Origin of the sequence: Streptomyces sp. NPDC048197 (assembly GCF_043202395.1) — a bacterium.
In the GTDB taxonomy this organism is placed as follows: domain Bacteria; phylum Actinomycetota; class Actinomycetes; order Streptomycetales; family Streptomycetaceae; genus Streptomyces; species Streptomyces siderophoricus.
This window is the reverse complement of the sequence record NZ_JBIDAJ010000038.1, coordinates 20,668-47,453: the sequence shown is the minus strand read 5'-3', so window position 1 is coordinate 47,453 and position 26,786 is coordinate 20,668. Positions and strand designations below refer to the sequence as shown.

Below are 26,786 nucleotides of genomic sequence, written 5' to 3'. Positions count from 1 at the left end.
AACCACCGGAGTGACCATGCACCTCGACCACCACGAGACCTTCCCCGAACGCCACACCTACGGCGCCGCACCCGTACGGGCGGACGGACGCCGCCGGGCGCTGCGCATCGGGCTGGGCGGCCCGGTCGGCACCGGCAAGACCGCCACCGTCGCCGCGCTCTGCCGCGCCCTGCGCGACGAGCTGTCCCTCGCCGTGGTCACCAACGACATCTACACCCGCGAGGACGCCGAGTTCCTGCTCCGCGAGGCCGTGCTGCCGGCCGAGCGGATCTCCGCGGTGGAGACCGGCGCCTGCCCGCACACCGCGATCCGCGACGACATCTCCGCCAACCTGGAGGCCGTCGAGGACCTCGAAGACACGGTCGGCCCGCTCGACCTCATCCTGGTCGAGTCCGGCGGCGACAACCTCACCGCCACCTTCTCCAAGGGCCTGGTCGACTTCCAGATCTTCGTCATCGACGTCGCGGGCGGCGACGACATCCCGCGCAAGGGCGGCCCCGGCGTCACCACCGCCGACCTGCTCGTCATCAACAAGACCGACCTCGCCCCGTACGTCGGCGTCGACCTGGCGGGCATGGCCCGGGACGCCAAGGCCCAGCGCGGTGAACTCCCGGTCGCCTTCACGGCGTTGAAGACGGAGAACGGCGTGCGGCCGGTGTCGGACTGGGTCCGGGCCCGGCTGGCGGACTGGACCGCGGGCCCGGCATGACGCTCGCCCTCCCGCCGCGGACCGCGCCGGCGACCGCCGCACCGTCCCCGGCCGGCCTGCGCGCCACCGCCCGGATCGTCGCCCGCGCCGCTGCCGACGGCACCACCCGGCTGCCCGTCCTGGACGGCGACGGACCGTTCGCGCTGCGCCGGCTCCGCGCGCACGGCGGCCCGGCCCGGGTGTGCGTCGTCGGCGCCATGAGCGCCCCGCTCGGCGGTGACCGGCTGGCCATCGAGGTCACCGCCGAGGCCGGCAGCGCCCTGCACCTCACGGCCGCCGCGGCCACCGTCGCCCTGCCCGGCCGGACCGGTCGGCCCGCCCACTATGACGTACGCCTCACGGTGGGCGAGGGCGCCCGGCTGGACTGGCTGCCCGAGCCGCTGATCTCGGCCGCCGGCAGCGACCTGCGGATGACCACGACCGTCGAACTGGCCGCCACCGCCCGGCTCGTGCTCCGCGAGGAACAGGTCCTGGGCCGCAGCGGTGAGCCGACCGGCGCCCTGCGCAGCCGGCTCACCGTCCGGCGCGCCGGACGCACCCTGCTCGACCAGGAGACCGCCTACGGCCCAGGCGCCCCCGGCTGGGACACCTCGGCCGTCCTGGGCGGTCATCGGGCCGTCGGGCAACTCCTGGTCGTGGCACCGGAGTTCGAGGACGCACCGGCCGAGGTGCGGCTGCTCGGCGCGACCGGTGACCCGCCGCCCCGCGGCCGGCCGGCCGGTGACCAACGGCCCGACGCCCAGGGCGTCCTGGCGCCGCTGGCCGGCCCCGGCGCGCTGGCCACGGCCGTCGCCCCGGACGGGCTGCGGCTGCGCCGCCTCCTGGACGAGGCCGCGCGCGGGCTCGGCGGCTGAGGGTCACACCTCCAGTTCGGCCTCCAGACGGGCCAGGCGGTGGCGTGCCAGCGCCAGATTGGCGCGCTTGCGGTCCAGCACCAGATAGAGGAAGAGACCGCTGCCGCTCTTGCCGGTGACCGGCCGGATGATGTGGTACTGCGCGGTCAGCGTGATGAGCATGTCCTCGATGGTGCCCTGGAGTTCGAGCATCTCCATCGTGCGCATCTTGGCGCGGACGACATCGGTGTTGCCGGCCGCGGCGATGTTGAGGTCCAGGGCCTGGTGGTCGCCGAGCGTGGCCAGCGCCATGCCGCTGGTGTAGTCGACCAGCGCGACGCCTATCGCGCCTTCGATGGTCGACATCGCGTCGGAGAGGGCGGATTCCATCTGAGCCATGAGGGGTGGTGACCTTTCGAATGGGTGGAGGTGTTGCGGTGTGCGGGGGATCAGGGGGGCGGGCGGCGGGCCCGCCTACCGGCGAGGGGGCGCGTCGACGAGCGCCCCGATGCGCTCGGCCGCCCGCCTGGCCTGCAGGTGCAGCCGGCCCACATTGGTGTCCGGGCCGGTCACGGCGGTGAGCACGGCACGGCGGCCGGCCGAGTAGGCGGCGATGTAGCCGTCCGTACCGCGGGTCAGGGACTCCTCGAAAGCGCCCTGCCCGGTCGCCTCGGTGAGCCGCTTGGCGACCCCGATGGCAGCCGCGGTCAGCGCGGCCAGCCCGTCCGGTTCGATGTCCGGCAGATCGTGCGCGATGACCATGCCGTCCGCGCTCGCGACCATGCCGCCCTGGAAATGCCGCACCTGACCGCGCAGCGTCAGCAGTTCGTCCCGTATCCGGGGTTCTATCGTCATCAGTCTCCTTTTCGCGGCCCGCCTTCCGAGGGCGCGCCTCATGCCGTGCACGGTCTTCGTGGGCAAGGGGTCACAGGTTTTCCTCCAGCGCCGTACGCAGTCGGACAAGGAGGGCAACGTCCGGGTCCCGGGTGTCGAGGAGTTCCGGCACCGGTGGTTGCCAGGCGGGGGCGCGGCATCCGCCGGCGCCGGGTGGCGGATGCCCGGCCGGTGCGGCGCCCGGCCGGCGGCGGGGGAGTGCGCCGGGCGGCATCCGGACCAGCCCGGCCGCGGCCAGCCGGCGGACGTCCAGCAGCGTCAGGAACGCGGACTGGCCCAGCGCGCGGGCGAGTTCGCAGGGGGTGTGCCGGCCGTCGGCATGCGCGAGCAGCCGTCGCTGCCGCGGTGTCGTACCGGCCGGGGCGCCGGGGCCGGCCGGCACCACGGGCCGGCTGTCGACCGCCGCCCACGGGCGCAGCCGATCCAGCAGCGCCCGGCGGCGGGCCGTCGCCCGCTGGAGGTCGCCGGCGCTGATCGGGCGTACGACCCCCAGCCAGTGCCCGGTCCCGGGCGTGAAGGACGTGGTCTCCGGCGGCAGCGGCAGCGCGAAGAACGCCGCGTCGAGCAGGGCGGCGAGATGGCAGATCTCCAGCTCGCCCTGGGTCAGCCAGCCCTCGCTGACCAGGAACCGGCCGCCCTGCCGCGCCGGCCCCGCGGTCTCGACCGCGTACCGCCAGCCCTGCGGCGGAACCTTCCCCGCCGCGCTGAGCCGCACCTCGATCCCGGGCGCCGCGGCCCCCTCGACCCAGGTGACCGCACCGTCGCGCAGGTAGACGCAGCCGTGCGGGCCCCGCAGCGCGCCGGTGACGCGTTCGGCGGCACACCGGTCGAGCAGCCCGGCCGGGCCGGGCGGGGGAGACGGGGGCAGGCCCATGGCTGGTTTCCCTCACCGTTCGTGCGAACTGGCAGCGCCGGGACGTCAGGACGCGACCAGTCCCGCCGCCAGCTCGCGCAGCCGTATCCGGGCCACGGCGAGATTCGCCTGCGCGCGGTCCAGCCAGAGGTACAGATAGGTCTGGCTGTCGAAGGCGGTGTGCACGAAACGGATCAGGTGGTAGCTGCCGGCGGCGGTGATGATCAGGTCCTCCAGGGCGGGGGCGGTGGCGCCGGCGGTGTCGAAGGTGGCGTTGCGCGCCACCGCCTGGACGACCTCGGCGGTGTCCGCGGCGGCCGCGTCGTGGTCCCCGTTCGGCGCCTGGCCGGCCGTCCCGAGCGTCAGCCCGCTGGTCCAGTCGATCAGTCCGGCCCCCAGCACCCCCGGGATTCCCATCGCCTGGGCCAACACCTGATCGATACCCGGCACTTCGGATCTCCTTCGCGAGGCTTGGACGACGGCTCGGACGACGGCTGGGACGACGGGACGGCGCTCCGGACGGGGCGGAAACGCCGAAGCCCTCCCGGGTGGCGCTGCGTGGGAGAGCCTTCACGGAAGGTTACTGAAGGTGTGCGCGTGGCACATGCCTCGTGGGCAGGTTCAAGGCAATTGACGCGTTCTCGCCCCTCGAAGCCGGTGCGGCGGCCGGCACGGCGGCCGCCCGGGGCCCCTACGGCACCCTTGGCACCGGCACCTGGCGCCTCATCAAATATCCGCCCACCAGGGCGAGTTGGCGCTCGCGGGCAGACCCGCGCGCCGGAAGCAACACCGCCCGCCCAGCCCTTCCGCCTCTTGGCCGGAAAGACAGGGTTCCGTCGTGCCGTCCGGCCGGCACCACTCCCGCCGACCCCCGGTCCGCCAACGGCCGGAAACCTACAGCTTGGTAAAGAATTGCGGGGCAAACCTGTTCAGGAGGGGCACGCAGACGACAGGATCCCCCCGTAGGCCTGTGATCAACGCCGCCACAAGTGGCGCACCATGCAGGGGGAACACACCACGTGAAGAAATCAGCAGTGCTCGGCGCCGCCGGCACCCTGGTGACCGGGGCTCTCCTCGCCACCGCGATAGCCACACCCGCCAGCGCGGGAGAACACCACAAGAAGGGCTCGGCCGAAGCCCGCGGAGTCCAGATCGCCGCCGCGCGTGCGGCCAAGAAGGGCATCGACTGGCAGGACTGCCCGGCCGACTGGGGCCTGAAGTCGCCCGTCCAGTGCGGTTTCGTCACCGTCCCGGTCGACTACGCCCGGCCCGACGGCCGCACCATCAAGATCGCCGTCGACCGTGCGGTCAGCACCGGCGGCAAGGAGGAGCGCCAGGGCTCCCTCCTCTACAACCCCGGTGGACCGGGCGGTTCGGGCATGCGCTTCCCGACCCGCATCACCACCAAGAACCCGCTGTGGGCCAAGACCGCCAAGGCGTACGACTTCGTCGGCTTCGACCCGCGCGGTGTCGGCCACTCCGCCCCGATCTCCTGCATCGACCCGCAGGAGTTCGTCAAGGCCCCGAAGGCCGACCCGGTGCCGGACAACGAGGCGGACAAGCGCGCCCAGCGCAAGCTCGCCAAGGAGTACGCGGACGGCTGCAAGGAGCGCAGCGGCGCCCTGCTGCCGCACATGACCACCGCGAACACCGCCCGCGACATCGACGTGATCCGCGCCGCGCTGCACGAGAAGAAGCTCAACTACCTGGGCGTCTCGTACGGCACGTACCTCGGCGCCGTCTACGCGACGCTCTTCCCCGGCCATGTGCGCCGGATGCTCGTCGACAGCGTCGTCAACCCGTCCCGCGAGAGTGTCTGGTACCAGGCCAACCTCGACCAGGACATCGCCTTCGAGACCCGCTGGGGCGACTGGAAGAAGTGGGTCGCCAAGAACGACGCCACCTACCACATCGGCGACACCCCCGCGAAGGTCCAGGCGGCGTGGGAGCAGCTGCGCGCCACCGCCAAGAAGGACGCCATCGGCGGCGTGGTCGGCCCGGCCGAGCTCACCGGCTTCTTCCAGAACGCGCCCTACTACGACTCGATGTGGGCCACCGTCGCGCAGGTCTGGAGCGCCTACCGCGCCGGCGACCCGAAGCCCCTGATCGAGAACGCCGGTCCCGACCTCAAGGACACCGCGGGCAACATCGCCGCGGAGAACGGCAACGCCGTCTACACGGCCGTCGAGTGCACCGACACCAAGTGGCCCACCAGCTGGCGCAAGTGGGACCGCGACAACACCCGCATCCACCGGCAGGCCCCGTTCATGACCTGGGCCAACGCCTGGATGAACCTGCCCTGCGCCACCTGGCCGGTCAAGCAGCAGCGTCCGGTCGAGGTCCGCACCGGCAAGGGTCTGCCGAGCGTGCTGATCGTGCAGAGCACCCGTGACGCGGCGACGCCCTACGACGGCGCCGTCGAGCTGCACAAGCGGTTCGCGGGCTCCCGCCTGATCACCGAGCGGGACGCCGGTTCGCACGGCGTCACCGGCCAGGTCAACCCCTGCATCAACGACCGGGTCGACGCGTACTTCCTGGAGGGGAAGACCGACGCCCAGGACGTGACCTGCGCCCCGCACGCCACGCCGAAGCCGGCCGCCTCGCCGGCCAAGGCCGCCGCTGCGGCCGCGGGCAGGGCCGACCTCCCGGCAGCCCGGTGATCCGGTAACCCACCGGAACCGTCAGGAGAAGAGGGCGGCCGGGAATCCTCCCGGCCGCCCTCGCCCTGTGTCCGAGCGCGGGCTCAGCCCGCGATCGGAGGAAACTTGGTCTACGTCTCGTGCTCACGCCGCGAACGCCTCGGCGAAGGCGGCCCTGGTGGGGGAGTCCGTACGGCGGTCCAGCACCGCGAACACCACCCGGCCGAACCGGTCGGCGAACCGGCCGGCAGCCAGCAGCTGGGCGGCGAACGCCCGTGCCACATCGGCGGGTTCGTTGCGGAACACCCCGCACCCCCAGGCGCCGAGGACCAGCTGACGGTACCCACCGGCCGCCGCGACCTCCAGCACCCGCTCCGCCCGTACGGCCAGCGCCGCCGGCACCCGCCCGGCCTCGGCCGGCCGCTGCCGCGCGATCACCCCCGCGTTCGGCGCCGCCGCCGTCAAGAACCCCGCCTCGTACGGCACTTCCAGCAGCGATCCGCGATCGTCCCGGAACACCGGCACGCCCGGTGAGAGGATCACCCGGTCGCTGTAGAACGGCGTCGGCTCGCGCCGGTGCGCCGCGTAGAACTCCGGTGCCTCGCGCACGCACGCGTACAGCGCCGACCCCCGGCACAGCGCCTCCTCCTGCGCCTGCGCACCGTTGAGATACCCACCGCCGGGATTCCGCGCCGAGGCGAAGTTCAGCACCGCGACCGGCCCGCCGCCGCTGCCGGCCAGCCGCCGCCCCGCCGTCAGGCTGCCTTCCCCCGTCACCTCGAACACGGTCTCCCGGCCGCCGTCCCCGGGCTCCGGCACCGTGACCGGCTCCGGCCCGTACAAGCGGGTCCCGGCCCGGGCCCGCGCCACCTGCTCCGCGATCTCCACCGGCCGCCCGCTCGGCGCCCGGTACCTCCCCTGCGCAACGATCCGCTCGGTCTCCTGCGCCATCCCCCGCAAACGGGCGCTCATCGACGGCACCCTTCTCGCCACGTCATCATGATGATCACGGTAGGGGCCCGGGGTGGGGTGCGCGATCGAATAACGGGGCGGCCGGCCGCGACGCTAGGAGGCTTCGGGCGGGGTGCGCGGCGTCGTGCGCCGGCGGCGCAGCTGCGGGTGCGGCCGGTCTTGGGCCTTGGCCTCGGTGGCGTACAGGTCGACGTACTCCTGCCCGGAGAGGGTGAGGATCGCGTACATGATCCGGTCGGTGACGGCACGCAGCGCGGTGCGCTCGTCGGCCAGGCCGGCGTACCGGGAGAAGTCCAGCGGTGCGCCGAAGCGGATGGTGATCCGTACGGCCCGCGGCAGCCGCCGGCCGGTCGGCTGCGCCTCGAACGTGCCGATCACGGCACAGGGGATCACCGGCACCCCGGCCCGCAGGGCCATCGCGGCGACCCCGGTGCGCCCCTTGTAGAGCCGGCCGTCGTGCGAACGGGTGCCCTCCGGATAGATCCCCAGCAGCCGGCCCTTGCGCAGCACGGCCAGGCCCGACGCGATCGCCGCCCGGGAGGCGCGGCCGCCGGACCGGTCCACCGGGATCTGCCCGGCCCCGCGGAAGAACGCCGCGGTCAGCCGCCCCTTCAGTCCCGGTCCGGTGAAGTACTCGGACTTGGCGAGGAACGTCACCCGGCGCGGCACGATCACCGGCATCACGAAGTGGTCGGCGAACGAGAGGTGGTTGCCGGCGATGATCGCGGCGCCCTCCTCGGGGACGTGCTCCAGGCCCTCCACCCGCGGCCGGAACACCAGTCGCAACAGCGGTCCCAGCAGGACGTACTTGAGCACCTGGTAGAACACGGGCGGCTCCCTCCGCGGCCGAGGCGGCAGCGAGTGTACGAGCAACCGCCGCCGTGAGTAACCACCCCGGCGCGCATCGATGCTGACGACGGATCCGCCCGGCAGCGGATTTGGCATCCCCGGACAACTTTCAACTCGCCCTGAGCGCCCCGTAGTTGGGTTCCCGTACTGACCGGTGAGCGAGCCCGGACCCGCTTCCGGGCCGAGGACAGGAGCCCTGCATGTCCCGCAAGAGAAGAGTCACCCGGCGACAGAAGATCGTGGTCGCGGTGAGCGCCGCGGCGCTGGTGGGTGGTATCGCCATCGTCACGACCGGCACCAGCCAGGCGTCGGTGGCCTGCGACGGACTGGCCACCGCCCTGAGCAACAACCAGAAGTTCATCGCCGACCAACAGGCCCACCCCGACGCCCAGTCGGCGGCGCGGATCGCCAACAGACAGGCGGTGATCAAGGAGATCCAGGTCAAGCAGCAGGCCGCCGGCTGCAGTGGGGGAGGCGGCGGCGCCGAGGCGGGTGCGCCACCCCAGGGCGGTGCGCCGCCCCAGAGCAGCGCACCGCCCGCCTCCGAGGCCCCACCGGGCTCCTCGGCCGACCCGTCCGCGTCCGGTGCCCCGCCCGCGGCCGGCGGCGACGTGGTCTGCCCCGGCGCGACGGTCACCCTCTCCGGCGAGGGCGGCGCACCGGCCGCCTCCAGCGGCCAGTTCCCCGCCGGCACGAAACTGAAGGTGACCAACCTGGACAACAACAAGTCGACGACGGTGTCCGTCACCTCGACGTCGGGCAGCTGTGTGCTGCTCAACAACGCCGCGTTCGAGCAGGTACGGGAGGAGGGCAAGTTCCTGATCCGGCACGCCCGCATCGAGCGCGTGGGCTAGCACGGACGGGACGCCCCCGGCGTGAGAGCCCGGGGTGAGAGCCCGTTCGCGAAAATCCCCTCCGGTCCGGTGGCCGGTGACGGAAGCCGCCTCCTCCGTCACCGGCCACCTTGTTCCGGACCGGCCCGGCGCGGACCGCGGGGCCCGGACCGAGGGGCCCGGAACGGCTCAGGAACGGGCCCCCGTCCGGGCGACCGCGCGGCGTGGCCGCTTGCGTGTCGGGGTCCGGCGGGGTGGCCTGAAGCCCCCAGCGTTCCCCAGGAGGCACCGATGCCCGTGCACCACCGACGCCGCACCGCGCGTGCCGCCGTGCCCGTCGCCGTGGTCGCGACCCTGTCCGCCGTGCTGGCCGGTGCGTTCTGTGCCGCCCCGGCCGGCGCCACCGAACCACCACCGCCGCCCGCCGGCCAGGGGCTGCTGCTGACCATCTCCGGGGACCACGACACCTGGATCCGTGGGGTGCGGCTCTCCTGCCCGGACGTCTACGGCCGGCACCCCCACGCGGCCGCCGCCTGCGACGCGCTGACCTGGGCCCGCGGCGATTTCGACGCGCTCCCCGGCGAGCCGCACGTCTGCAACCGGCAGTACAACCCGGTCACCGTCAGCGCGACCGGCAACTGGCGCGGCGTTCCGGTGAACTGGCGCAAGGAATTCCCCAACGCGTGCACGCTGGACTCCGCCACCGGGCCGGTCTTCCGCTTCTGAGCGCGCTCAGTTCGGCCGGGCCGCCACCACCCCGACCGTCACCACGGCCAGGATCACCCAGCAGAACCAGAGCCAGCCATTGGCGCCCAGCGCCACGGTGTAGGCGGTGGCGGCCACCAGACCGGTCACCGTGCACACGGCCATCGTCCTCACAGATCCGGGCATCCCGCATCCTCCTCACGGCGGCCCGGAGCCGGCAACGCAGCGGGCCGCGGCCATGGGACCATCGTCCCCGGCCGCGGCCCGTACCGCCAGATGGTCGGCCCACCCGCTTGCCGCCCTACCGCCCCCGCGCGTTGAGCGAGGCGAGGTACGCGTTGTAGTCGGCGAGGTCCTGGTCACCGTTGCGGTCCGCGGCCCGGTCGGCGCGTTGCGACTGCCGCTCCTCGGACTTGTACCACTGGAAGACCAGCGCGATCAGCACCACGACGGACGGGATCTCGCTGAACGCCCAGGCGATGCCGCCAGCGGCCTGCTGGTCGGCCAGCGCCTCGATGCCGAGCGAGGCCGGCGGGTGCAGGAAGGTGTCGACCATCGGCTCGGAGGCCATCATCAGCGCGATGCCGAAGAAGGCGTGGAACGGCATGCCCGCGAAGAGCTCCAGCATCCGCATCACGTAACCGGGCCGGTGCGGCCCCGGGTCGACGCCCATGATCGGCCAGAAGAAGACCAGGCCGACCGCGAGGAAGTGCACCATCATCGCGATGTGCCCGGCCCGGGACTCCATCAGGAGGTCGAACAGCGGCGAGAAGTAGAGCGCGTAGAGGCTCGCGATGAACAGCGGGATGGTGAACGCGGGGTGCGTGATGATCCGCATGTAGCGGCTGTGCAGCAGCGCCACCAGCAACTCCCGCGGGCCCTTGCGGCCGCGCCCGGCGGTGGGCAGCGCCCGCAGCGCCAGCGTCACCGGCGCACCGAGCAGCAGCAGGATCGGCGAGAGCATGCTCACGATCATGTGCTGGACCATGTGCACGCTGAACATCACCATGCCGTAGTCGTTCAGCCGGGTGCACATCGACAGTGCCACGGTGAGCACGCCCAGGGCCCAGGCGACGATCCGGCCGAGCGGCCAGGCATCGCCCCGGCGCCGCAGCCGGACGACCGCCCAGCCGTACAGCCCGAGGGCCAGCAGACAGCCGATGAGGAAGACCGGATCACCACCGAACGCGAGGCCCCGCCCCAGCGTGAACGGCGGTAGATCCATCTGCATGCCGTCCATGCCGTGCCCGCTGTGATCCATCCGCTCGCTCCTGATTCGTACCAATGCTCCGGCGACAAGCGTAGAACCGCCCCCGGCCGTGATCGTGGCCGGGGGCGGGTCGTACAGCGGGGAACTACCGTGCGGAGCGGACGGCGGTGCCGTGCGCGGTGGCCGGGGTCACAGTACGCACTCGGCCTCGTCGTAGCGCGCCGCCGGCACCGTCTTCAGGGTCTCCACGGCCTCGGCCAGCGGGACCAGCGTGATGTCCGTGCCGCGCAGCGCGGTCATCATGCCGAACTCCCCGCGGTGCGCGGCCTCGACGGCGTGCCAGCCGAAGCGGGTGGCCAGCACCCGGTCGTACGCGGTCGGGGTGCCGCCGCGCTGGACGTGGCCGAGGATGACCGGCCGGGCCTCCTTGCCGAGGCGGTTCTCCAGCTCGACGGAGAGCTGCCGGGCCACGCCCGCGAACCGCTCGTGCCCGTAGATGTCCTTGCCGCCGATGTCGAACGACATGGTGCCCTCGCGCGGCTTGGCGCCCTCGGCGACCACCACGATGGCGAACTTCTTGCCGGCCTCGAAGCGGGCCGACACCCGCGCGGTGAGCTCGTCGATGTCGAAGGGGCGCTCCGGCACCACGATCGCGTGCGCCCCGGCCGCCATGCCGGAGTGCAGCGCGATCCAGCCGGTGTGCCGCCCCATCACCTCGACGATCATGACCCGCTGGTGGGACTCGGCGGTCGTCTTGAGCCGGTCCAGCGCCTCCGTGGCGACGCCCACCGCGGTGTCGAACCCGAACGTCACGTCGGTGACCGCGATGTCGTTGTCGATGGTCTTCGGCACGCCGACGATCGGCAGCCCGGCGTCCGACAGCAGCCGCGCCGCCTTCAGCGTGCCCTCGCCGCCGATCGGGATGATCGCGTCCAGGCCCAGCTCGGCGACATGGCCGCGGGCCCGCTCCACGCCGTCGCGCAGATGGGCCGGCTGCACCCGGGACGACCCGAGGATGGTGCCGCCGCGGGCCAGGATGCCGCCGACGGCGTCGAGGTCGAGCTTGCGGTAGTCGGCTTCCAGCAGGCCCTTCCAGCCGTCGCGGAAGCCGATCACCTCATCGCCGTGGTCGGCGGTGGCGCGGTGGACGACGGAGCGGATGACGGCGTTCAGACCGGGGCAGTCGCCGCCGGAGGTGAGGACACCAATACGCATTGCTCGAAAACCCTCTGCAACGTAACCGGGGGGCCCGGACCCCGTCGTCCGGTTGTATGCCGCTCACCCTACAAGCGCGGGGCCCCCGGGCACACGTACGCCCGCAGTGCGGACTGCGGGCGTACGAAATGCCGTGAAAAGCCGTGGAAAGGCAGCTGTTGCTCAGGCGGGCTGGGTCGCGGCGGCGATCCGCTCCTGGCGGAGCGCCTCGTACCAGCGGTCGTCCACCGGGGGCAGTGCGTTGACGTCCAGCGCCAGCTTGATCAGCAGGTCGGCGATGTGCGGGTTGCGGGCCATCACCGGGCCGTGCATGTACGTGCCGAAGACGGTGTCGTTGTACGCGCCCTCGTAGCCGTCGCCGACACCGTTGCCCTTGCCGAACCGGACCTTGGCGAACGGCCGGGCGGTCGCGCCCAGGTGCGTCACGCCCTGGTGGTTCTCGAAGCCGGTCAGCGGCGGCAGCCCCAACTGCGGGTCGATGTCGGCGAGTACGTCACCGACGCAGCGCTCGCCCTCACCGCGGGTGGACACCACGTCCAGCAGCCCCAGGCCCTGCTGCCGCTCACCCAGGTCGTTGATGAACTCGTGGCCCAGGATCTGGTAGCCGGCGCACACCGAGAAGACGATCGCGCCGTTGGAGACCGCACGACTCAGCCCGCCGTCGCGGATCAGCCGCTCGGAGGCCAGCCGCTGCGGCCGGTCCTCACCGCCGCCGATCAGGTAGATGTCGCCGGAGGTGGGGATCTGCTGGTCGGACCGTACGTCCACGCGCTGGACGTCCAGACCGCGCTGGCGCGCCCGCCGCTCCACCACCAGGGCGTTGCCCTGGTCGCCGTAGGTGCTCAGCAGGTCCGGGTAGATCCACACCAGGCGCAGGCTGTTGTCACTCATGCTTGCTCGTCCTTGTCGTGAAGGTGGCTGGATCACGTCAGTTGCCCACCCGGCGACGCAGGTCCTGGAAGGCCGTGTAGTTGGCGATGACCTCGATGCGGCCGGGCGGCGCCAGCTGCACCGCCTCGTCCAGGCTCTCGCACACCTGGAAGTCGAGGCCCGCGACCTCCAGCCGCACCGCCAGGTCCAGCTTGCGGTCACCGAGCACGAAGATCGGGTGCCCGGCCAGCCGGGTGTAGTCGACGTCCCACAGCCAGGAGGTGTCCGTGCCGTCCGCGCCGCGGGCGTTCACCGACATGATCACCGGGGTCGGCGGCGGGTCGATCAGCGAGAAGGTCTCCAGCCAGCCGGCCGGGTTCTTCGCCAGCAGCAGCCGCAGCTCGCGCTGCTGGAACGTGACCACGTCGTAGCGGCCGGCGACCGCCTGCACCGAGAACATCCGCTCCAGGGCCACCTGCGGCGGCACCCCGAAGGCGGCGGCGACCGCCGCGGAGGTGGTCGCGTTGGCCTTGTTGGCCCGCCCCGGAAGCTGGAGCTTGATCGGCCAGGCGCTGCCGTGCGGGTCGAGGACGTGGTCGCCGGAGAGCGCCCAGCTGGGCGTGGGGCGGCGGAAACCGCACTCGGCGCAGAACCAGTCGTCGCCCGGCCGCTGCATCACACCACCGCAGGAGGGGCAGGACCAGGCGTCGTCCTTCCACTCCTGGCCGGCCGCGACCCACACCACGTTCGCGGACGACGAGGCCGCCCACACGATCAGCGGGTCGTCGGCGTTGGCCACGATCAGGGCCTTGGAGCCGGCCAGGCCCTCGCGCCACTTCTCCGCCAGCATCCGGGTCTCGGCGGCCCGGTCGAGCTGGTCGCGCGAGAGGTTCAACAGCGCTATGGCCTTCGGCGTGACGTCCCGCGCCACCCCGGCGAGGTACTTCTCGTCGACCTCGATGACGCCGTACTTGGCGTCCGAGCCGCCGGCCAGGGCGGAGGTGATGCCGGCCGGCATGTTGGCGCCGAGCGCGTTGGAGACCACCGGGCCGCTGGCCCGCAGCGCCTCCGCGATCAGCCGCGTCGTCGTGGTCTTGCCGTTGGTCGCCGACACCAGGACGACGTCCAGATGCCCGGCGAGCCGTGCCAGCAGGTCGGGGTCGAGCTTCAGCGCCACCCGGCCACCGATCACCGATCCGCTGCCGCGGCCCGCCGCGCGCGACACCGCCGCCGCGGCCTTGCCCGCCGTCACGGCCAGCTTGGCCCGCGGCGACAGCGGCTCCGTGTTGCCTGCCATCGTCCTAGATCCTCCTTGCATCCGGCGCCCGGCGTGCGGCTGCCGGTGGAACGCCTCCTCCGCTGCCGACGACCGGCCGGAGGCTTCGGTCGGGGATCAGCCTATCGAGATCCGGCGGCGGGCCCGAACCCCGCCACCCGTCCGGCGACATCCGGCGGTGCCCAGGACCGTACGCTTGTCCCATGCGCCTCCGCACCATCCCCGGCAGTTCCGGCCGGCCCCGCCCGCTGCGTCTGCTCGGCGATCCGGCCCTGACCGGGCCCTGTCAGGAGGTCACCGCGTTCGACGATGAGCTGGCCGCACTCATCGAGGACATGTTCGCGACGATGTACGCCGCGCACGGCGTCGGGCTCGCCGCCAACCAGATCGGCGTCCCGCTGCGGGTCTTCGTCTACGACTGCCCCGACGACGAGGACCGCCGCCACCTGGGGCACCTGGTCAACCCCCGGCTCGTCGAGACCGACGGACCGGTGATCCGCGGGCCCGAGGGGTGCCTCTCGCTCCCCGGCATCGAGGCCGGCACCCCGCGCCACGACCGGGCCGTGGTGACCGGTTTCAGCGCGTCCGGCGAACCGCGCACGGTGACCGGCACCGGCTTCTTCGCCCGCTGTCTGCAGCACGAGTGCGACCATCTCGACGGCGGTCTGTACGTCGACCACCTCACCGGGCTGCGCCGCCGCCGGGTGCTGCGCGCCGCGGCCCGGTCGCCGTGGGCCGCGGACCCGGAGACGTCCGGCCGCTGACCGGCCGGCTCCCCCTCCGGCCCGCTGCTCCCCTGCCCCTCTGCTGTCGTACGTCCTCAGAACCCGGGGCTGTCCTCGCGGTCCTTGAGGGCGGCCAGCTGACCCCACAGCAGATCGGTCAGGTGCTGGACCAACTGCTCGCGGGAGCAGGGGCGTTCGCGCAGCCACCAGTCGCCGGCGCCGTGCATCATGCCGACGATGCCGTGGCCCCAGACCCGGGCCCGCTCCTCGCCGCCGGGGCCGAGGTCGAGCCGTTCGATGATCACGGTGGCCAGCTCCTCGCCGAGCCGGCGCAGCAGCGGAGCGGCGTGCCGCCCCACGTCGAAACCGGACTCCGACGGGGTGTTCTCCTCCGCCGGGTGCATCAGGAAGCGGTACACCTGCGGACGGGCCTCGATCGCGAGCAGATAGGCGTCGAGAGTGGCCTCGACCCGGTCGCGGCGCAGGACCGACGCGTCGAGCGCGGTGCGCAGGTTGAGCAGCAGGGCGTCGGTGTGCCGGACGGCCAGCGCGCGGTACAGACCGCCCTTGTCGCCGAAGTGCCGGTAGAGGATCGGCTTGGTGATGCCCGCCTCCGCGGCGATGGCGTTCATCGAGGCGTCCGGGCCGTCGCGCAGCACGATGCGCTCGGCGGCCTCCAGCAGCTCCCGCCGTCTGCGCTCGGTCGCCGAGTGCCGGCGGCCGTTGTTGTCTGTGCTCTCCATGGTCGTGCTCCCCACCCTCGTGACTCCGTGGCGCTCGCGCAACGTAACACCCGATCTTCGCCGGTAATCCGGCACAGGGGGAGTTGACATCGCTTACTGACGAGTAACACACTTCGCGTTACCGCTAGTAACATGAGAAATGCCTGCACTGGAGGGGACATGGCCGAGTTCACCATGGAGCTCAACGACGAGCAGAAGGAAGTCCGTGACTGGATTCACGGCTTCGCCGCGGACGTCGTGCGCCCCGCCGCCGCCGAATGGGACGAGCGCGAGGAGACCCCCTGGCCCGTCATCCAGGAGGCCGCGAAGATCGGCCTGTACTCGCTGGACTTCTACGCCCAGCAGTTCTTCGACCCCACCGGCCTCGGCATTCCCATGACCATGGAGGAGCTCTTCTGGGGCGACGCGGGCATCGCGCTGTCCATCGTCGGCACCGGTCTGGCCGCCGTCGGCGTCCTCGCCAACGGCACCGAGGAGCAGATCGGCACCTGGGTCCCGCAGATGTACGGCGACGCCGACGACGTCAAGGTGGCCGCCTTCTGCTCCTCCGAGCCCGACGCCGGCTCGGACGTCGCCTCGATGCGCACCCGCGCCGTCTACGACGAGGCCAAGGACGAGTGGGTCCTCAACGGCACCAAGACCTGGGCGACCAACGGCGGCATCGCAGGCGTCCACGTCGTCGTCGCGGTCGTCGACCCCGAGCTGGGCTCCAAGGGCCACGCCTCCTTCATCGTCCCGCCGGGCACCCCCGGCCTGTCCCAGGGCCAGAAGTTCAAGAAGCACGGCATCCGCGCCTCGCACACCGCCGAGGTCGTCCTGGAGGACGTCCGCGTGCCCGGCCACTGCCTGCTCGGCGGCAAGGACAAGCTCGACGAGCGCCTCGCCCGGGCCCGCGAGAAGGCCAAGGCGGGCGGAGAGAGGGTGAAGAACGCCGCGATGGCGACGTTCGAGGCGTCCCGCCCGGCCGTCGGCGCCATGGCCGTCGGCACCGCCCGCGCCGCCTACGAGGAGGCGCTGGAGTACGCCACCACCCGCGAGCAGTTCGGCCGCCCGATCATCGACAACCAGGGCGTCGCCTTCCAACTCGCCGACATGCGCACCCAGATCGACGCGGCCCGCCTCCTCGTCTGGCGCGCCTCCTGGATGGCCACCACGGGCAAGCCCTTCACTTCAGCCGAGGGCTCGATGTCCAAGCTGTTCGCGAGTGAGACCGCCAAGAAGGTCACGGCCCAGGCCATCCAGATCCTCGGCGGCAACGGCTTCACCCGCGAGTACCCGGTGGAGCGCATGCACCGCGACGCCGCGATCTACACCATCTTCGAGGGCACCAGCGAGATCCAGCGCCTGGTCATCGCCCGGACGCTGTCGGGGATGCCGATCCGGTAGCGGCGGACGTCCGTAGGCGCGGCGCGGCCGACCCGGTAACGGGTGGGCCGCGCCGTCTTCACGGGAATGTCACAAGTTCTTCACTTCATCTATTTCTGGATTCAACCAGCCGCTACTCTCGCCCTCCCGGAACAACCTTGGGGGGATCGTGACGTATCAGCAGCATCCGGCTCAGCCCGGACATCAGCCGCCACCGCCGCCCGGCATGTACGCCCCGCCGCCGAAGAAGATGAGCACCGGAGCGAAGATCGGTCTCGGCTGCGGAGGTGCGGTGGGCGTGTTCGTCGTCCTCGCCGTCATCGGCGCGGCCCTCAGCGGGGGTGACGCCCCATCCCGAACGGGTAAGCCGGACCAGGTCGCCGCGGCTCCGAAGCGGGAGCGGCAGGCGAAGGACGACGCCAAGTCCGCTACGGCGAAGGGGAGTTCGGCCCGGGAGAAGCCCGGTGTGGCTCCGGAGGTGAAGCCCAAGGTGCCCGCGTCGCAGGCCGACCGGTTCAAGGCGTTCGTGAACAAGAACGGGACCGCCGACGAAAAGGCGGCCCTCGCGCACGTCACCAAGGTCCAGGGCGCCGACGAGCGGAACGACATCCTCGACTCGGTCGACGTCTACACGGACTTCACCGGCGGGCTGATGGGGCCGCACCAGGGCGAGGGGAAGCTCATCGCCAGCGCCTTCGCCGACTGGAAGGACTCCAAGAACGGTCTGGTCACCGTCTACGACGCCAAGGGGGAGCTCCTCTCCAACGGCAACTTCTAGTCCGGTCCTGATCCGGACACCCCGACGCCCCGCCGCGAGTAATCGCGGCGGGGTGTCGTCGTTTCGGTGCCTGCGCCGCTTCGGCGCCCCTTGCTGCAGGTCTTCCGGTCGGGCCGGCAGGGCTGCCCCTTGACGGCCGGTGCGTCGCGCTTTAACTTCCTTCCATAAAGCAAAACATTAATTCCACGATACGGAATCAGATGTCCCGGCTCTTGCCGGGGTCCGCTCGTGACAGGTCGACGCAGGAGTACGCGATGCCTCGAATGACAGCCGCCCGCGCCGCGGTGGAGATCCTCAAGCGCGAGGGCGTGACCAACGCCTTCGGAGTCCCGGGCGCCGCGATCAACCCCTTCTACGCCGCGCTCAAGGGCGCCGGCGGGATCGACCACACGCTGGCCCGTCACGTCGAGGGCGCCTCGCACATGGCCGAGGGCTACACCCGGACCCACCCGGGCAACATCGGCGTCTGCATCGGCACCTCCGGCCCGGCCGGCACGGACATGATCACCGGCCTCTACTCCGCGATCGGTGACTCCATCCCGATCCTCTGCATCACCGGCCAGGCGCCGACCGCGGTGATCCAGAAGGAGGACTTCCAGGCCGTCGACATCGCCTCGATCGCCAAGCCCGTCACCAAGGCCGCGACCACCGTCATGGAGGCCGCCCAGGTCCCCGGCGTCTTCCAGCAGGCCTTCCACCTGATGCGTTCCGGCCGTCCCGGCCCGGTCCTGATCGACCTGCCGATCGACGTCCAGCTCACCGAGATCGACTTCGACCCGGAGACCTACGAGCCGCTGCCGGCCTTCAAGCCGACCGCGACCCGCGCGCAGGCCGAGAAGGCCCTCGCGCTGCTCAACGAGTCGGAGCGCCCGCTGATCGTCGCCGGTGGCGGCATCATCAACGCCGACGCCGCCGACCTGCTGGTCGAGTTCGCCGAGCTGACCGGCACCCCCGTCGTCCCGACCCTGATGGGCTGGGGCATCCTCGCCGACGACCACGAGCTGAACGCCGGCATGGTCGGTCTGCAGACCTCGCACCGCTACGGCAACGCCAACTTCCTGGAGTCGGACTTCGTCCTGGGCATCGGCAACCGCTGGGCCAACCGCCACACCGGCAAGCTGGACGTCTACACCCAGGGCCGCAAGTTCGTCCACGTCGACATCGAGCCCACCCAGATCGGCAAGATCTTCGCCCCGGACTACGGCATCGCCTCGGACGCCAAGGCCGCGCTGGAGCTGTTCGTCGAGGTGGCCAAGGAGCTCAAGGCCGCGGGCAAGCTGCCCGACCGCGGCGAGTGGGCCGCCTCCACCCAGGAACGCAAGGCCCAGCTGCAGCGCCGTACGCACTTCGACAACATCCCGATGAAGCCGCAGCGCGTCTACGAGGAGATGAACAAGGCCTTCGGCCCGGAGACCCGCTACGTCACCACCATCGGCCTGTCCCAGATCGCCGGCGCGCAGATGCTGCACGTCTACAAGCCGCGCCACTGGATCAACTGCGGCCAGGCCGGCCCGCTCGGCTGGACCATCCCGGCCGCGCTGGGCGTCGCCACCGCCGACCCCGAGACGCCGGTGGTCGCCCTCTCCGGTGACTACGACTTCCAGTTCATGATCGAGGAGCTGGCGGTCGGCGCCCAGCACAAGATCCCCTACGTCCACGTCCTGGTGAACAACGCGTACCTGGGCCTGATCCGGCAGGCGCAGCGCAACCTGGACATCAACTTCCAGGTCAACCTGGAATTCGAGAACATCAACTCGCCGGAGATCGGTGTCTACGGCGTGGACCACGTCAAGGTCGCCGAGGGGCTGGGCTGCAAGGCCATCCGGGTCACCGACCCGAACGAGCTCGGCGCCGCCTTCGAGGAGGCCAAGAAGCTGGCCGCCGAGTACCGCGTCCCGGTCGTCGTCGAGGCAATCCTGGAGCGGATCACCAACATCTCGATGAGCGGCAGCGACATCGCCAGCGTCAACGAGTGGGAAGAGATCGCGACCGAGCCGGGGCACGCCCCCACCGCGATCAAGCCGCTCAAGTCCTGACGCCGGACCGGCCCGGCGTTCCGCCGCCGGGCCGGATCCGGAGGCGAACCGGGCGCGCTCTTGACCGGCGCGCCCGGCCTCGCCACCATCCCGTAGCACGGGCATACCGTAACGCAGAAAAACAGTTCCACTATCCGGAAGGAGCGCCGGCCCTCATGGGTTTCACGGACACGCGCTTCAACGTCAATCTGTCGATCCTGTTCACCGAGCTTCCGTTGCTGGAGCGGCCGGCGGCCGCGCGGGCGGCGGGTTTCACGGCGGTGGAGCTGTGGTGGCCGTGGGTGGACGCCCCGGTTCCGGACGAGGCGGAGCTGGCCGCGCTGCGGGATGCGCTGAGCGAGGCCGGTACGCAGCTGGTGGGGCTGAACTTCTACGCCGGCCAGCTGCCCGGCCCCGATCGTGGTGCGCTGTCGGTTCCGGGGGAGGAGTCGGAGAAGTTCCGGGCGAACGTGCCGGTGGCGATCGAGTTCGCCCGCTCGCTGGGCTGCACGACCTTCAACGCCCTGTACGGCAACCGCGTCGAGGGCGTGGAGGCGGCCGAGCAGGATGCGCTGGCGCTTGCGAATCTGGTGTTCGCGGCGCGGGCGGTCGGTGAGGTGGGTGGGACGCTGCTGATCGAGGCGCTCAATGCGCCCGAGTCGCCGAAGTGCCCGATCGTCTCGGCGCCCAAGGCCATCGAGATCGTCGACGCGGTCAACGCCGCGACCGGGTTGGACAATGCCCGGTTCCTGATGGACCTGTACCACCTGTCGATGAACGGCGAGGACCTCGACGAGGTCATCGACCGCTACGCGGCCAAGACCGCGCATGTGCAGATCGCCGACAACCCCGGCCGCGGCGCCCCCGGCACCGGCGAACTGGACTTCCCCGACCTGCTCGACCGGCTCAAGAAGGCCGGCTACGACGGCTGGATCGGCCTGGAGTACAAGCCCGGCGACGGCCCCAGCGCCGGCGCCTTCGAATGGCTCCCGGCCCCGCTGCGCGCGGCCACCACCTCCTGACCGCGCCGCTTCTGAGTGCGGCCCTCCCCTCGTCTGACGTTTTCGTTTTCTTGAAAGGCACCCTTGTGAGCAACCTCGCCGATCCTTCCCTCCCGACCCGCCCTGCGATCGCGTGGATCGGTCTGGGCATCATGGGCTCGCCCATGGCCGAGAACCTGATCAAGGCCGGCTACACCGTCACCGGCTACACCCTGGAGGCCGACAAGCTCGACCGGCTGGCCAAGGCCGGCGGCAGTGCGGCCGGCTCCATCGCCGAGGCCGTCGCCGACGCGGACGTGGTCATCACCATGGTCCCGGCCTCCCCCCAGGTCGAAGCCATTGCCTACGGACCCGACGGCATCCTGGAAAACGCCCAGCGCGGCGCACTGCTGATCGACATGTCCTCGATCACCCCGCAGACCTCCATCGACCTGGCCCGCGCCGCCGGCGAGAAGGGCATCCGGGTCCTGGACGCCCCCGTCTCCGGCGGCGAGGCCGGCGCCATCGAAGCCGTCCTGTCCATCATGGTCGGCGGCGAACAGGCCGACTTCGACGCCGCCCGCCCGATCCTCGAAGCCCTGGGCAAGACCATCGTGCGGTGCGGACCGCACGGCTCCGGCCAGACCGTCAAGGCCGCCAACCAGCTCATCGTCGCCGTCAACATCCAAGCCTGCGCCGAAGCCGTGGTCTTCCTGGAGAAGTCCGGCGTCGACCTCGGTGCCGCCCTGGACGTCCTGGGCGGCGGACTGGCCGGCTCCACCGTCCTGGCCCGCAAGAAGGACAACTTCAAAACCCGCGACTTCACCCCCGGCTTCCGCATCGACCTGCACCACAAGGACATGGGCATCGTCACCGACGCCGCCCGCACCGTCGGCGCCGCCCTGCCCGTCGGCTCCGTCGTCGCCCAACTCGTCGCCTCCCTGCGCGCCCAGGGCGACGGCGGCCTGGATCACTCCGCCCTCCTCCGCGGCGTCGAACGCCTCTCCGGATACCCGACCGAAGGCTGAGCCGGTCCGCGGGTACGTCCCGCGACGGTCCCGGAACGGCCGGTGCCGCGACCGCCGCACTGCGGTCGCGGCGCCGGTATGCCCATTTCCCACGTCGTCGTGCAGTCCCTGCTCCCGACTCCCCGTCGAGTCAGCGGACGAATGTCACCGGCAGACGCGCCGGTCCGCGCATCAGACGCGTGCGCCGCCATTCCACCGCGTCCGGGCCGTGGGCCGCGGGCCGGATGTCGGTCCAGCGCGTCAGCAGCACCTCGAACGCGATCCGGGCCTCGACGCGGGCCAGTGCCGCGCCGAGGCAGTGGTGCGGGCCGTGCCCGAAGGAGAGGTGCCCGCCCGCGCGGCCGAGTCGTACGGAGTCCGGTGCGTCGAACCGTGCCGGATCGCGGTTGGCGGCGCCGGGCGCGACCTGGACGACATCGCCCGCGGCGATCGTGGCGCCGCCGAGGACCAGCGGTTCGGTGGCGTAGCGGAAGGTCGCGACGGTCAGCGGGCCGTCATGGCGCAGGAATTCCTCGACCGCGGCGGGCAGCAGTGCGGGGTCGGCCCGGAGCCGGGCGCGCAGGGCGTCGTCACGGAGCAGGGTCACCATGCCGTTGCCGATGAGGTTGGCCGTCGTCTCGTGCCCGGCGACCACCAACAGGGCGGCCAGTGAGACCAGTTCGGGCTCGGAGAGCCGATCGCCGTCGTCCCGGGCGGCGATCAGCCCGCTGAGGACGTCGTCCCCGGGGGCCGCGCGCCGTTCCGCGATCAGCCGGGTCAAATAGCCGCTCAGGGCGTGCGACGCACGGTCCACGGTGTCCGGGGCGGCCGCGGCGAACAGCTCGTCGGACCAGCGCCGGACCGCCGCGCGGTCCGGATCGGGGATCCCCAGCAACTCGCTGATCACGGCGATCGGCAGCGGCACCGCGAAGCCCTCGACCAGATCCGCCTCGTCCCGTTGCGCCAGGGCGTCGGCCAGTTCTCCGGCCAGCACCCGGATGCGCGGTTCCAGGCGTGCGACGGCCGCCGGGGTGAACGCCGTCATCGCCAGTTTCCGCAGCCGGCCGTGGTCCGGCGGGTCGGTCGCGAGCAAGGTGCGGCTGACCGCCGGGGCCAGGTTGCGGTTGCTCGGCCGATCGGCGAAGTAGCGGGCGGTGTCCTTCGACAGCCGGGCGTCGGCCAGCGCCGCCCGCGCCTCCGCCCAGCCGGTCACCAGCCACGTCGTCCGGCCGTTCCCGGTCCTGATCCGCTGTACGGGACCACCCGACCGCACGGCGGCGAGCAGCGGATACGGGTCCCGGAAGTACTCCGGCGAGGCCAGGGGATCCGCTCCCGAGCCGTTTCTCTGCACGGCAACACCATTCCTTCTGGGGCTTCTCTGCCGGGAAGTCCCGGTACGCAGCCCCCGCAACGCAACCATTCCTGCATTCCTTGCGCGGGCAACGATTGCTGCCCCTGGGGGCGGCCGACGTGCGGGAGTGCGCCGCGCGTCGCACGCTGGAGGCATGACCGAGCACCCGCCAGTCATCGTGCACCCGCCGACGCCGTCCGGTGGACGACGGGTGACCGTGCGTGGGCAGATCGTCGGCCTGGCCCACGGCCGCGGCGACGTCGCCGAATTCCTCCGCCGGGCGGGGGTCGCCGGCCCGGCGGAGGACATCCGGCTCGACGACCCGGGGCTGGTCGAATGGCGGGGTGGTTCGCTGGACGACTGGCCGATGCCGTCCGCCTGAGCGACCGGCCGGGCACGAGACCGTGTCCCTTGGCAGCACGACGTCCGATTTCCGCCGGTGCACGCCTGCGACCTGCGGCACAGTGGTTTGCGTGACACTCATGACGCTCTACACCCACCTCGACAGCCCGCTGGGCGAACTCCTGCTGGTCGGGGAGGAGTCGGCCACCGCACCGGGCGGTACCGCGCTCGTCTCGCTGTCCCTGCCCGGGCAGAAGGGCGGTGCGGCCGTGCAGGACGGCTGGGTCCGCGACCCCGCCGCGTTCGACGGGATCGCGCGGCAGCTGCGGGCCTACTTCGACGGGACGCTGACCCGCTTCGACATCGAGTACGCCGACACCGCGGCCACCCGCGGCACCGCCTTCCAGCGGCGCGTCTGGCAGGCCCTGGAGGCCGTTCCGTACGGCACCACGACCACGTACGGGCGGGTCGCCGAGGCGATCGGGGCGGCGCCGGCGGCGGTCCGTGCGGTGGGGACCGCGATCGGCCGCAACCCGCTGCTGATCGTCCGGCCCTGCCACCGCGTGATCGCCGCGAACGGCGCGCTCTCGGGCTACGCGGCCGGCCCGGAGAGCAAGCGGCGGCTGCTCGGCCTGGAGGGCGCCGCACCGCGCCCGCTCTGACCCCGCCGGCGGGCGGCGCGCTCAGAGCATGGAGCCGCCGGTGACGTCGATGCGCTGCCCGGTGATCCAGCGGGAGTCGTCGGAGGCGAGGAACGCGGCGACGTCGGCGATGTCGGCGGGGCGGCCGAGCCGGTTGAACACCGAGATGGCCGCCAGTGCGGCATGGGCCTCGGGCGTCGCCCGCATCGCGGCGTTCATGTCCGTCTCGATGAAGCCGGGGGCGATGGTGTTCACCGTGATCCCGCGCTCGCCGAGGTCCTTGGCGAGGGTGAGGGTGAGGGTCTCCACCGCGCCCTTGGAGACGCCGTAGGCGATGGTCGACGGGAACGCCGTAGTGGTCACCGCCGACGAGATGTTGATGACGCGTCCGCCGTCGCGCATCCGGCGCAGCCCGTGCTGGGTGACGAAGAACGGCGCCTTGGTGTTGACCGCGAGGATGCGGTCGAACTCCTCGGGGGTCACCTCGTCGATGTGCCCCGGCAGGCTGATCGCGGCGTTGTTGACGAGGATGTCCAGGCCTGCCCGTGCGCCGTGCGCCGCCAGTCCGTCGTCGAAGGCGGAGAAGAGAGCCTCGGCGTCGCCCGGCACTCCCAGTTCCGCGCCGATTATGAAGGCTTGGCCGCCGGCGCCTCTGATGTGTTCGACGGTCTCCTTGGCCGCGATGTCGTTGCTGCCGTAGTGGACGGCGACCAGCGCGCCGTCCTGGGCCAGGCGCTGGGCGATGCCCCGGCCGATGCCCCGGCTGGCGCCGGTCACCAGCGCGGTCTTCCCGTTGAGGTCACCCATGAGTGTTGGCCTTCCATGTAGGTGAGGCGGGCATGCGGCCGCCTATGACTGTGGCATGCGGGGGAATGCTGCGCTGCCGGCCGGGCCGCGCGAGGCGTGTGGCGGGTGAGCCGCGTCGCTCAGTCGCGGGCGTCCAGCGCCGTCAGGGTGGTCACGAAGACCGGCTCGTCGTGCTGCATGCCGGTGACCTGGACGGTGGTGCTGCAGGGAAGTGCCGAGGGGACGTGCCGGGCCTCGAGCACGCAGGGCACGCCGTGCTCGGCGTAACGGCGGAATTCGGTGCCGACGGCGTACGGGACGAAACCGCCGGGCGCGGTGCGGGCGCGGGCGGCCTGTTGTGCGGCGTCGAGCAGCACCATTCCGGGGATATGGTCGTTCGCCGGGTTGACGACCGCGGCATGACCGGGGGCGACGCGCAGCACCCAGCGGTCCGGCCGGCCGGTGGGGGAGAGCAGGACGTCGTGCTCGGTGGCGCTGCCGGTGAGGTGCGGCGCGACGGCGGGCGGCAGCGGGCGGAGGTCGCACCGGGCGGTGAGGCGGTCGCCGCGGATCCGGCCGTAGACACCGGGCGAGGTAACGGTCACATTGGAGTGGCCCGTCGCGACGATCCGGCCCGCCTTACGGATGGTCATGTCGAACCGGCCGCTCACCAGAGTGCCGGTCCGCATCCGCAGTTTGCTGCAGGTGACGTCGATCGTCAGGGACGTGGGCCGGTCGCCCACGGCGAGGTGTTCGGGATCCATGGTGTAGACGAGGTCGCCGAGGATGAAGTGGTGTCCGACCGGAACGCCGAGTTCTGTATGGCAGAGCAACAGCCCGGCCTGGCGGATGGTCTCCCCCGTGAGAATGGGATGATGCCGGCCGTGAGGGGTGGTGAAGTACCCGTGTTCGTGGGGCCACTCGGCGGTCAGCGAGAAGTGCGCGTCGTCCACCCGCCGCCAAGAGGTGACCAGCACGTCGTCGAGGAGGGGGCGATGGACCCATTCCCGGGGGACGCGGGTGCGGGAGGTGGGCGGAACGGAGTCGCCGGGGTTGCGGGGGTGGTGCAGCTGTTGCGGGGTCGTGGGCTGAGCGGTGCCGCTGACGTGCATCGTGTCGCTCATGGCTGCCCCCAGGCGTCTCCACGGGATGAGGTCCATCGCTGTTAAGATACGTACCATCCGGTTTTATTTTCAATGCCGGGCTGAGGGAAGGGGGAAATACGCTGGTGGCGGGGCGACTTGCAGTGGTGGCCACACCGGCGGCAACGGAAGATTTCGAGAGACAGGAGGCGTCCTGTGGCACAACAGGACCGCGCGATCAGGACCCGGCGAGTGATCTTGGAGTCGGCCGCCGCAGTGTTCGACGAGCAGGGTTATGACCGTGCGACGATCGCCGAAGTCCTCGAACGCGCCGGGGTGACGAAGGGCGCCTTGTATTTCCACTTCGCTTCCAAGGAACAGCTCGCGCTCGCCATTCTCCAGGAGCAGGTGGTCGACATCGACGTCGCGCCGCAGCCGATCAAACTGCAGGAATTCGTCGACGCCGGGCACGTGCTGGCCTTCCGGCTGCGCACCGACCCGATTCAGCGCGGGGCCGCGCGGCTGGCCGTCGAGCAGAGCTCCAACCATCTGGACCGCAGGCAGTCGATGCTCGCCTGGGGCCAGTTCGTCGAGGGGTTGTTCAGCGAGGCCAAGGGGCGCGGCGAGGTGCTGGAGAGCGTTGACGTGCGGGACACCGCCGAGCTTTTCGTCGGCGCCTTCGCCGGATTGCAGATGATGTCGCAGGCGTTTTCCAACCGGGCCGACCTCTCCCACCGGCTGACCGTTTTCTTCCAGCACACGCTGCCCAGCATTGCCGTGCCCGCCATCCTCGCCAAGCTCTACCTCGAAGCCGATCGCGGGGAGAAACTGAATGCCGCACTGCAGCGGAAGGCGCAGCCCGCGGCGGGGGACGGCGCCGGACTGGATGTCGTCGCGAGCTGAGAAGCGCCCTGCTGGACGATTGGCGTAAAGCGCAGAATTCGGGCGGGAAAACATACCGCGCACGCGGTGTTGATCGGCCGTGGTCCGGAGGCATTGCGAAGACCTCGGGAAGGTGTCGCGGAAACGCCGCGGCGCCTTCTTCGTGCGTCGGATTGTCAGTGGTGTGCGCTTCACTGGTTCTCGGCGGTCCGGTGGGCGGCGTGAGGCAGA

At 71.7% G+C, this 26,786-nt stretch carries 29 protein-coding genes; 14 read left to right on the top strand and 15 right to left on the bottom strand.

The window, feature by feature from the left end; all coding sequences use genetic code 11:
* Positions 1 to 16 precede the first annotated feature (16 nt).
* Positions 17 to 709, top strand: a complete 693-nt coding sequence (ureG, locus tag ACGF4C_RS33240) for an urease accessory protein UreG (RefSeq protein ID WP_393571435.1) — start codon at positions 17 to 19, stop codon at positions 707 to 709.
* Complete coding sequence (locus ACGF4C_RS33235; protein WP_393571389.1) at positions 706 to 1,563, top strand: urease accessory protein UreD; 858 nt, start codon at positions 706 to 708, stop codon at positions 1,561 to 1,563. Before ureG ends, ACGF4C_RS33235 begins: the two co-directional genes overlap by 4 nt.
* A 3-nt stretch (positions 1,564 to 1,566) precedes the next feature.
* Here the strand turns inward: ACGF4C_RS33235 and ACGF4C_RS33230 are convergent, their stop codons facing one another.
* From ACGF4C_RS33230 to ACGF4C_RS33215, 4 genes are all read right to left on the bottom strand, one after another.
* Complete coding sequence (locus ACGF4C_RS33230) at positions 1,567 to 1,941, bottom strand: hypothetical protein (protein ID WP_362145322.1); 375 nt, start codon at positions 1,939 to 1,941, stop codon at positions 1,567 to 1,569.
* A gap of 75 nt (positions 1,942 to 2,016) precedes the next feature.
* Positions 2,017 to 2,397: a roadblock/LC7 domain-containing protein gene (locus ACGF4C_RS33225; RefSeq protein WP_393571386.1), complete on the bottom strand. Its 381-nt coding sequence runs from the start codon at positions 2,395 to 2,397 to the stop codon at positions 2,017 to 2,019.
* A 70-nt stretch (positions 2,398 to 2,467) separates the two neighbouring features.
* The gene (locus ACGF4C_RS33220; RefSeq protein ID WP_393571384.1) at positions 2,468 to 3,310 is read right to left on the bottom strand and encodes a hypothetical protein; all 843 of its coding nucleotides are present in this window, start codon (positions 3,308 to 3,310) and stop codon (positions 2,468 to 2,470) included.
* Between the two features lie 45 nt (positions 3,311 to 3,355).
* The gene (locus tag ACGF4C_RS33215; protein ID WP_030414626.1) at positions 3,356 to 3,739 is read right to left on the bottom strand and encodes a hypothetical protein; all 384 of its coding nucleotides are present in this window, start codon (positions 3,737 to 3,739) and stop codon (positions 3,356 to 3,358) included.
* A gap of 569 nt (positions 3,740 to 4,308) precedes the next feature.
* Between ACGF4C_RS33215 and ACGF4C_RS33210 the strand changes: the two genes are divergently transcribed.
* A complete protein-coding gene (locus ACGF4C_RS33210; RefSeq protein WP_393571382.1) occupies positions 4,309 to 5,949 on the top strand; it encodes an alpha/beta hydrolase in 1,641 nt (546 codons plus the stop codon).
* Positions 5,950 to 6,072: 123 nt separating this feature from the next.
* Here ACGF4C_RS33210 and ACGF4C_RS33205 read toward each other — a convergent pair whose 3' ends face one another.
* Together ACGF4C_RS33205 and ACGF4C_RS33200 are read right to left on the bottom strand one after the other, a co-directional pair.
* Positions 6,073 to 6,900, bottom strand: coding sequence for a TIGR02452 family protein (locus ACGF4C_RS33205; protein ID WP_393571380.1), 828 nt, complete (start codon positions 6,898 to 6,900; stop codon positions 6,073 to 6,075).
* Between the two features lie 93 nt (positions 6,901 to 6,993).
* Positions 6,994 to 7,728 (bottom strand): lysophospholipid acyltransferase family protein, encoded by a 735-nt coding sequence (locus ACGF4C_RS33200; RefSeq protein WP_393571378.1) that lies wholly within the window; start codon positions 7,726 to 7,728, stop codon positions 6,994 to 6,996.
* Between the two features lie 221 nt (positions 7,729 to 7,949).
* On the opposite strand from ACGF4C_RS33200, the gene ACGF4C_RS33195 reads away from it, so the two are divergent.
* Positions 7,950 to 8,603 carry a hypothetical protein gene (locus tag ACGF4C_RS33195; RefSeq protein WP_393571376.1) on the top strand — a complete coding sequence of 218 codons (654 nt, stop codon included), beginning with the start codon at positions 7,950 to 7,952 and terminating at the stop codon, positions 8,601 to 8,603.
* A gap of 270 nt (positions 8,604 to 8,873) precedes the next feature.
* Entirely contained in the window at positions 8,874 to 9,308 is a 435-nt protein-coding gene (locus tag ACGF4C_RS33190) for an SSI family serine proteinase inhibitor (protein ID WP_393571374.1), read from the top strand.
* A gap of 6 nt (positions 9,309 to 9,314) precedes the next feature.
* Here ACGF4C_RS33190 and ACGF4C_RS33185 read toward each other — a convergent pair whose 3' ends face one another.
* The 5 genes from ACGF4C_RS33185 to ACGF4C_RS33165 all read right to left on the bottom strand — a co-directional run bounded on the left by ACGF4C_RS33185 (position 9,315) and on the right by ACGF4C_RS33165 (position 13,879).
* Positions 9,315 to 9,473: a hypothetical protein gene (locus ACGF4C_RS33185; protein WP_030414632.1), complete on the bottom strand. Its 159-nt coding sequence runs from the start codon at positions 9,471 to 9,473 to the stop codon at positions 9,315 to 9,317.
* 115 nt (positions 9,474 to 9,588) lie between these two features.
* Complete coding sequence (locus ACGF4C_RS33180) at positions 9,589 to 10,548, bottom strand: cytochrome c oxidase assembly protein (RefSeq protein WP_030414633.1); 960 nt, start codon at positions 10,546 to 10,548, stop codon at positions 9,589 to 9,591.
* 138 nt (positions 10,549 to 10,686) lie between these two features.
* Positions 10,687 to 11,712, bottom strand: coding sequence for a 6-phosphofructokinase (locus tag ACGF4C_RS33175; RefSeq protein WP_030414634.1), 1,026 nt, complete (start codon positions 11,710 to 11,712; stop codon positions 10,687 to 10,689).
* 162 nt (positions 11,713 to 11,874) lie between these two features.
* Positions 11,875 to 12,603 (bottom strand): type 1 glutamine amidotransferase, encoded by a 729-nt coding sequence (locus tag ACGF4C_RS33170; RefSeq protein ID WP_030414635.1) that lies wholly within the window; start codon positions 12,601 to 12,603, stop codon positions 11,875 to 11,877.
* 37 nt (positions 12,604 to 12,640) lie between these two features.
* A complete protein-coding gene (locus ACGF4C_RS33165; RefSeq protein ID WP_030414636.1) occupies positions 12,641 to 13,879 on the bottom strand; it encodes a MurT ligase domain-containing protein in 1,239 nt (412 codons plus the stop codon).
* 182 nt (positions 13,880 to 14,061) lie between these two features.
* On the opposite strand from ACGF4C_RS33165, the gene def reads away from it, so the two are divergent.
* Complete coding sequence (gene def, locus ACGF4C_RS33160; protein ID WP_393571370.1) at positions 14,062 to 14,622, top strand: peptide deformylase; 561 nt, start codon at positions 14,062 to 14,064, stop codon at positions 14,620 to 14,622.
* 56 nt (positions 14,623 to 14,678) lie between these two features.
* On the opposite strand, the gene ACGF4C_RS33155 is transcribed toward def, so the two are convergent.
* Entirely contained in the window at positions 14,679 to 15,326 is a 648-nt protein-coding gene (locus ACGF4C_RS33155) for a TetR family transcriptional regulator (RefSeq protein WP_201811071.1), read from the bottom strand.
* Positions 15,327 to 15,485: 159 nt separating this feature from the next.
* Between ACGF4C_RS33155 and ACGF4C_RS33150 the strand changes: the two genes are divergently transcribed.
* The 5 genes from ACGF4C_RS33150 to ACGF4C_RS33130 all read left to right on the top strand — a co-directional run bounded on the left by ACGF4C_RS33150 (position 15,486) and on the right by ACGF4C_RS33130 (position 21,492).
* Complete coding sequence (locus ACGF4C_RS33150) at positions 15,486 to 16,712, top strand: acyl-CoA dehydrogenase family protein (RefSeq protein ID WP_393571367.1); 1,227 nt, start codon at positions 15,486 to 15,488, stop codon at positions 16,710 to 16,712.
* Positions 16,713 to 16,860: 148 nt separating this feature from the next.
* Entirely contained in the window at positions 16,861 to 17,469 is a 609-nt protein-coding gene (locus ACGF4C_RS33145) for a hypothetical protein (protein ID WP_393571365.1), read from the top strand.
* Positions 17,470 to 17,723: 254 nt separating this feature from the next.
* Positions 17,724 to 19,505, top strand: coding sequence for a glyoxylate carboligase (gcl, locus tag ACGF4C_RS33140; protein WP_393571363.1), 1,782 nt, complete (start codon positions 17,724 to 17,726; stop codon positions 19,503 to 19,505).
* Positions 19,506 to 19,660: 155 nt separating this feature from the next.
* Positions 19,661 to 20,506, top strand: coding sequence for a TIM barrel protein (locus tag ACGF4C_RS33135; protein ID WP_393571361.1), 846 nt, complete (start codon positions 19,661 to 19,663; stop codon positions 20,504 to 20,506).
* A gap of 65 nt (positions 20,507 to 20,571) precedes the next feature.
* Positions 20,572 to 21,492 (top strand): 2-hydroxy-3-oxopropionate reductase, encoded by a 921-nt coding sequence (locus tag ACGF4C_RS33130; protein WP_393571359.1) that lies wholly within the window; start codon positions 20,572 to 20,574, stop codon positions 21,490 to 21,492.
* Between the two features lie 130 nt (positions 21,493 to 21,622).
* Here the strand turns inward: ACGF4C_RS33130 and ACGF4C_RS33125 are convergent, their stop codons facing one another.
* Positions 21,623 to 22,822, bottom strand: coding sequence for a cytochrome P450 (locus ACGF4C_RS33125; RefSeq protein WP_393571357.1), 1,200 nt, complete (start codon positions 22,820 to 22,822; stop codon positions 21,623 to 21,625).
* Between the two features lie 154 nt (positions 22,823 to 22,976).
* On the opposite strand from ACGF4C_RS33125, the gene ACGF4C_RS33120 reads away from it, so the two are divergent.
* Positions 22,977 to 23,204 (top strand): hypothetical protein, encoded by a 228-nt coding sequence (locus ACGF4C_RS33120; RefSeq protein WP_393571355.1) that lies wholly within the window; start codon positions 22,977 to 22,979, stop codon positions 23,202 to 23,204.
* A 100-nt stretch (positions 23,205 to 23,304) separates the two neighbouring features.
* Positions 23,305 to 23,826 (top strand): methylated-DNA--[protein]-cysteine S-methyltransferase, encoded by a 522-nt coding sequence (locus ACGF4C_RS33115; RefSeq protein WP_388964152.1) that lies wholly within the window; start codon positions 23,305 to 23,307, stop codon positions 23,824 to 23,826.
* A 21-nt stretch (positions 23,827 to 23,847) separates the two neighbouring features.
* Here ACGF4C_RS33115 and ACGF4C_RS33110 read toward each other — a convergent pair whose 3' ends face one another.
* A complete protein-coding gene (locus tag ACGF4C_RS33110; RefSeq protein WP_393571353.1) occupies positions 23,848 to 24,612 on the bottom strand; it encodes an SDR family oxidoreductase in 765 nt (254 codons plus the stop codon).
* 119 nt (positions 24,613 to 24,731) lie between these two features.
* Positions 24,732 to 25,715 carry a ScbA/BarX family gamma-butyrolactone biosynthesis protein gene (locus ACGF4C_RS33105; RefSeq protein WP_393571351.1) on the bottom strand — a complete coding sequence of 328 codons (984 nt, stop codon included), beginning with the start codon at positions 25,713 to 25,715 and terminating at the stop codon, positions 24,732 to 24,734.
* Between the two features lie 174 nt (positions 25,716 to 25,889).
* Between ACGF4C_RS33105 and ACGF4C_RS33100 the strand changes: the two genes are divergently transcribed.
* A complete protein-coding gene (locus ACGF4C_RS33100; protein ID WP_393571349.1) occupies positions 25,890 to 26,576 on the top strand; it encodes a ScbR family autoregulator-binding transcription factor in 687 nt (228 codons plus the stop codon).
* The last annotated feature ends 210 nt before the right edge of the window (positions 26,577 to 26,786 follow it).

Bases quoted from the DNA above. Each gene is read 5' to 3' on its own strand.
- ACGF4C_RS33180 (WP_030414633.1), bottom strand. From the start codon at position 10,548: ATGGATCACAGCGGGCACGGCATGGACGGCATGCAGATGGATCTACCG.
- ureG (WP_393571435.1), top strand. From the start codon at position 17: ATGCACCTCGACCACCACGAGACCTTCCCCGAACGCCACACCTACGGC.
- ACGF4C_RS33115 (WP_388964152.1), top strand. From the start codon at position 23,305: ATGACGCTCTACACCCACCTCGACAGCCCGCTGGGCGAACTCCTGCTG.
- ACGF4C_RS33110 (WP_393571353.1), bottom strand. From the start codon at position 24,612: ATGGGTGACCTCAACGGGAAGACCGCGCTGGTGACCGGCGCCAGCCGG.
- ACGF4C_RS33105 (WP_393571351.1), bottom strand. From the start codon at position 25,715: ATGAGCGACACGATGCACGTCAGCGGCACCGCTCAGCCCACGACCCCG.
- ACGF4C_RS33165 (WP_030414636.1), bottom strand. From the start codon at position 13,879: ATGGCAGGCAACACGGAGCCGCTGTCGCCGCGGGCCAAGCTGGCCGTG.
- gcl (WP_393571363.1), top strand. From the start codon at position 17,724: ATGCCTCGAATGACAGCCGCCCGCGCCGCGGTGGAGATCCTCAAGCGC.
- def (WP_393571370.1), top strand. From the start codon at position 14,062: ATGCGCCTCCGCACCATCCCCGGCAGTTCCGGCCGGCCCCGCCCGCTG.
- ACGF4C_RS33190 (WP_393571374.1), top strand. From the start codon at position 8,874: ATGCCCGTGCACCACCGACGCCGCACCGCGCGTGCCGCCGTGCCCGTC.
- ACGF4C_RS33155 (WP_201811071.1), bottom strand. From the start codon at position 15,326: ATGGAGAGCACAGACAACAACGGCCGCCGGCACTCGGCGACCGAGCGC.
- ACGF4C_RS33150 (WP_393571367.1), top strand. From the start codon at position 15,486: ATGGCCGAGTTCACCATGGAGCTCAACGACGAGCAGAAGGAAGTCCGT.
- ACGF4C_RS33225 (WP_393571386.1), bottom strand. From the start codon at position 2,397: ATGACGATAGAACCCCGGATACGGGACGAACTGCTGACGCTGCGCGGT.
- ACGF4C_RS33175 (WP_030414634.1), bottom strand. From the start codon at position 11,712: ATGCGTATTGGTGTCCTCACCTCCGGCGGCGACTGCCCCGGTCTGAAC.
- ACGF4C_RS33120 (WP_393571355.1), top strand. From the start codon at position 22,977: ATGACCGAGCACCCGCCAGTCATCGTGCACCCGCCGACGCCGTCCGGT.
- ACGF4C_RS33185 (WP_030414632.1), bottom strand. From the start codon at position 9,473: ATGCCCGGATCTGTGAGGACGATGGCCGTGTGCACGGTGACCGGTCTG.
- ACGF4C_RS33170 (WP_030414635.1), bottom strand. From the start codon at position 12,603: ATGAGTGACAACAGCCTGCGCCTGGTGTGGATCTACCCGGACCTGCTG.
- ACGF4C_RS33235 (WP_393571389.1), top strand. From the start codon at position 706: ATGACGCTCGCCCTCCCGCCGCGGACCGCGCCGGCGACCGCCGCACCG.
- ACGF4C_RS33135 (WP_393571361.1), top strand. From the start codon at position 19,661: ATGGGTTTCACGGACACGCGCTTCAACGTCAATCTGTCGATCCTGTTC.
- ACGF4C_RS33220 (WP_393571384.1), bottom strand. From the start codon at position 3,310: ATGGGCCTGCCCCCGTCTCCCCCGCCCGGCCCGGCCGGGCTGCTCGAC.
- ACGF4C_RS33230 (WP_362145322.1), bottom strand. From the start codon at position 1,941: ATGGCTCAGATGGAATCCGCCCTCTCCGACGCGATGTCGACCATCGAA.
- ACGF4C_RS33205 (WP_393571380.1), bottom strand. From the start codon at position 6,900: ATGAGCGCCCGTTTGCGGGGGATGGCGCAGGAGACCGAGCGGATCGTT.
- ACGF4C_RS33195 (WP_393571376.1), top strand. From the start codon at position 7,950: ATGTCCCGCAAGAGAAGAGTCACCCGGCGACAGAAGATCGTGGTCGCG.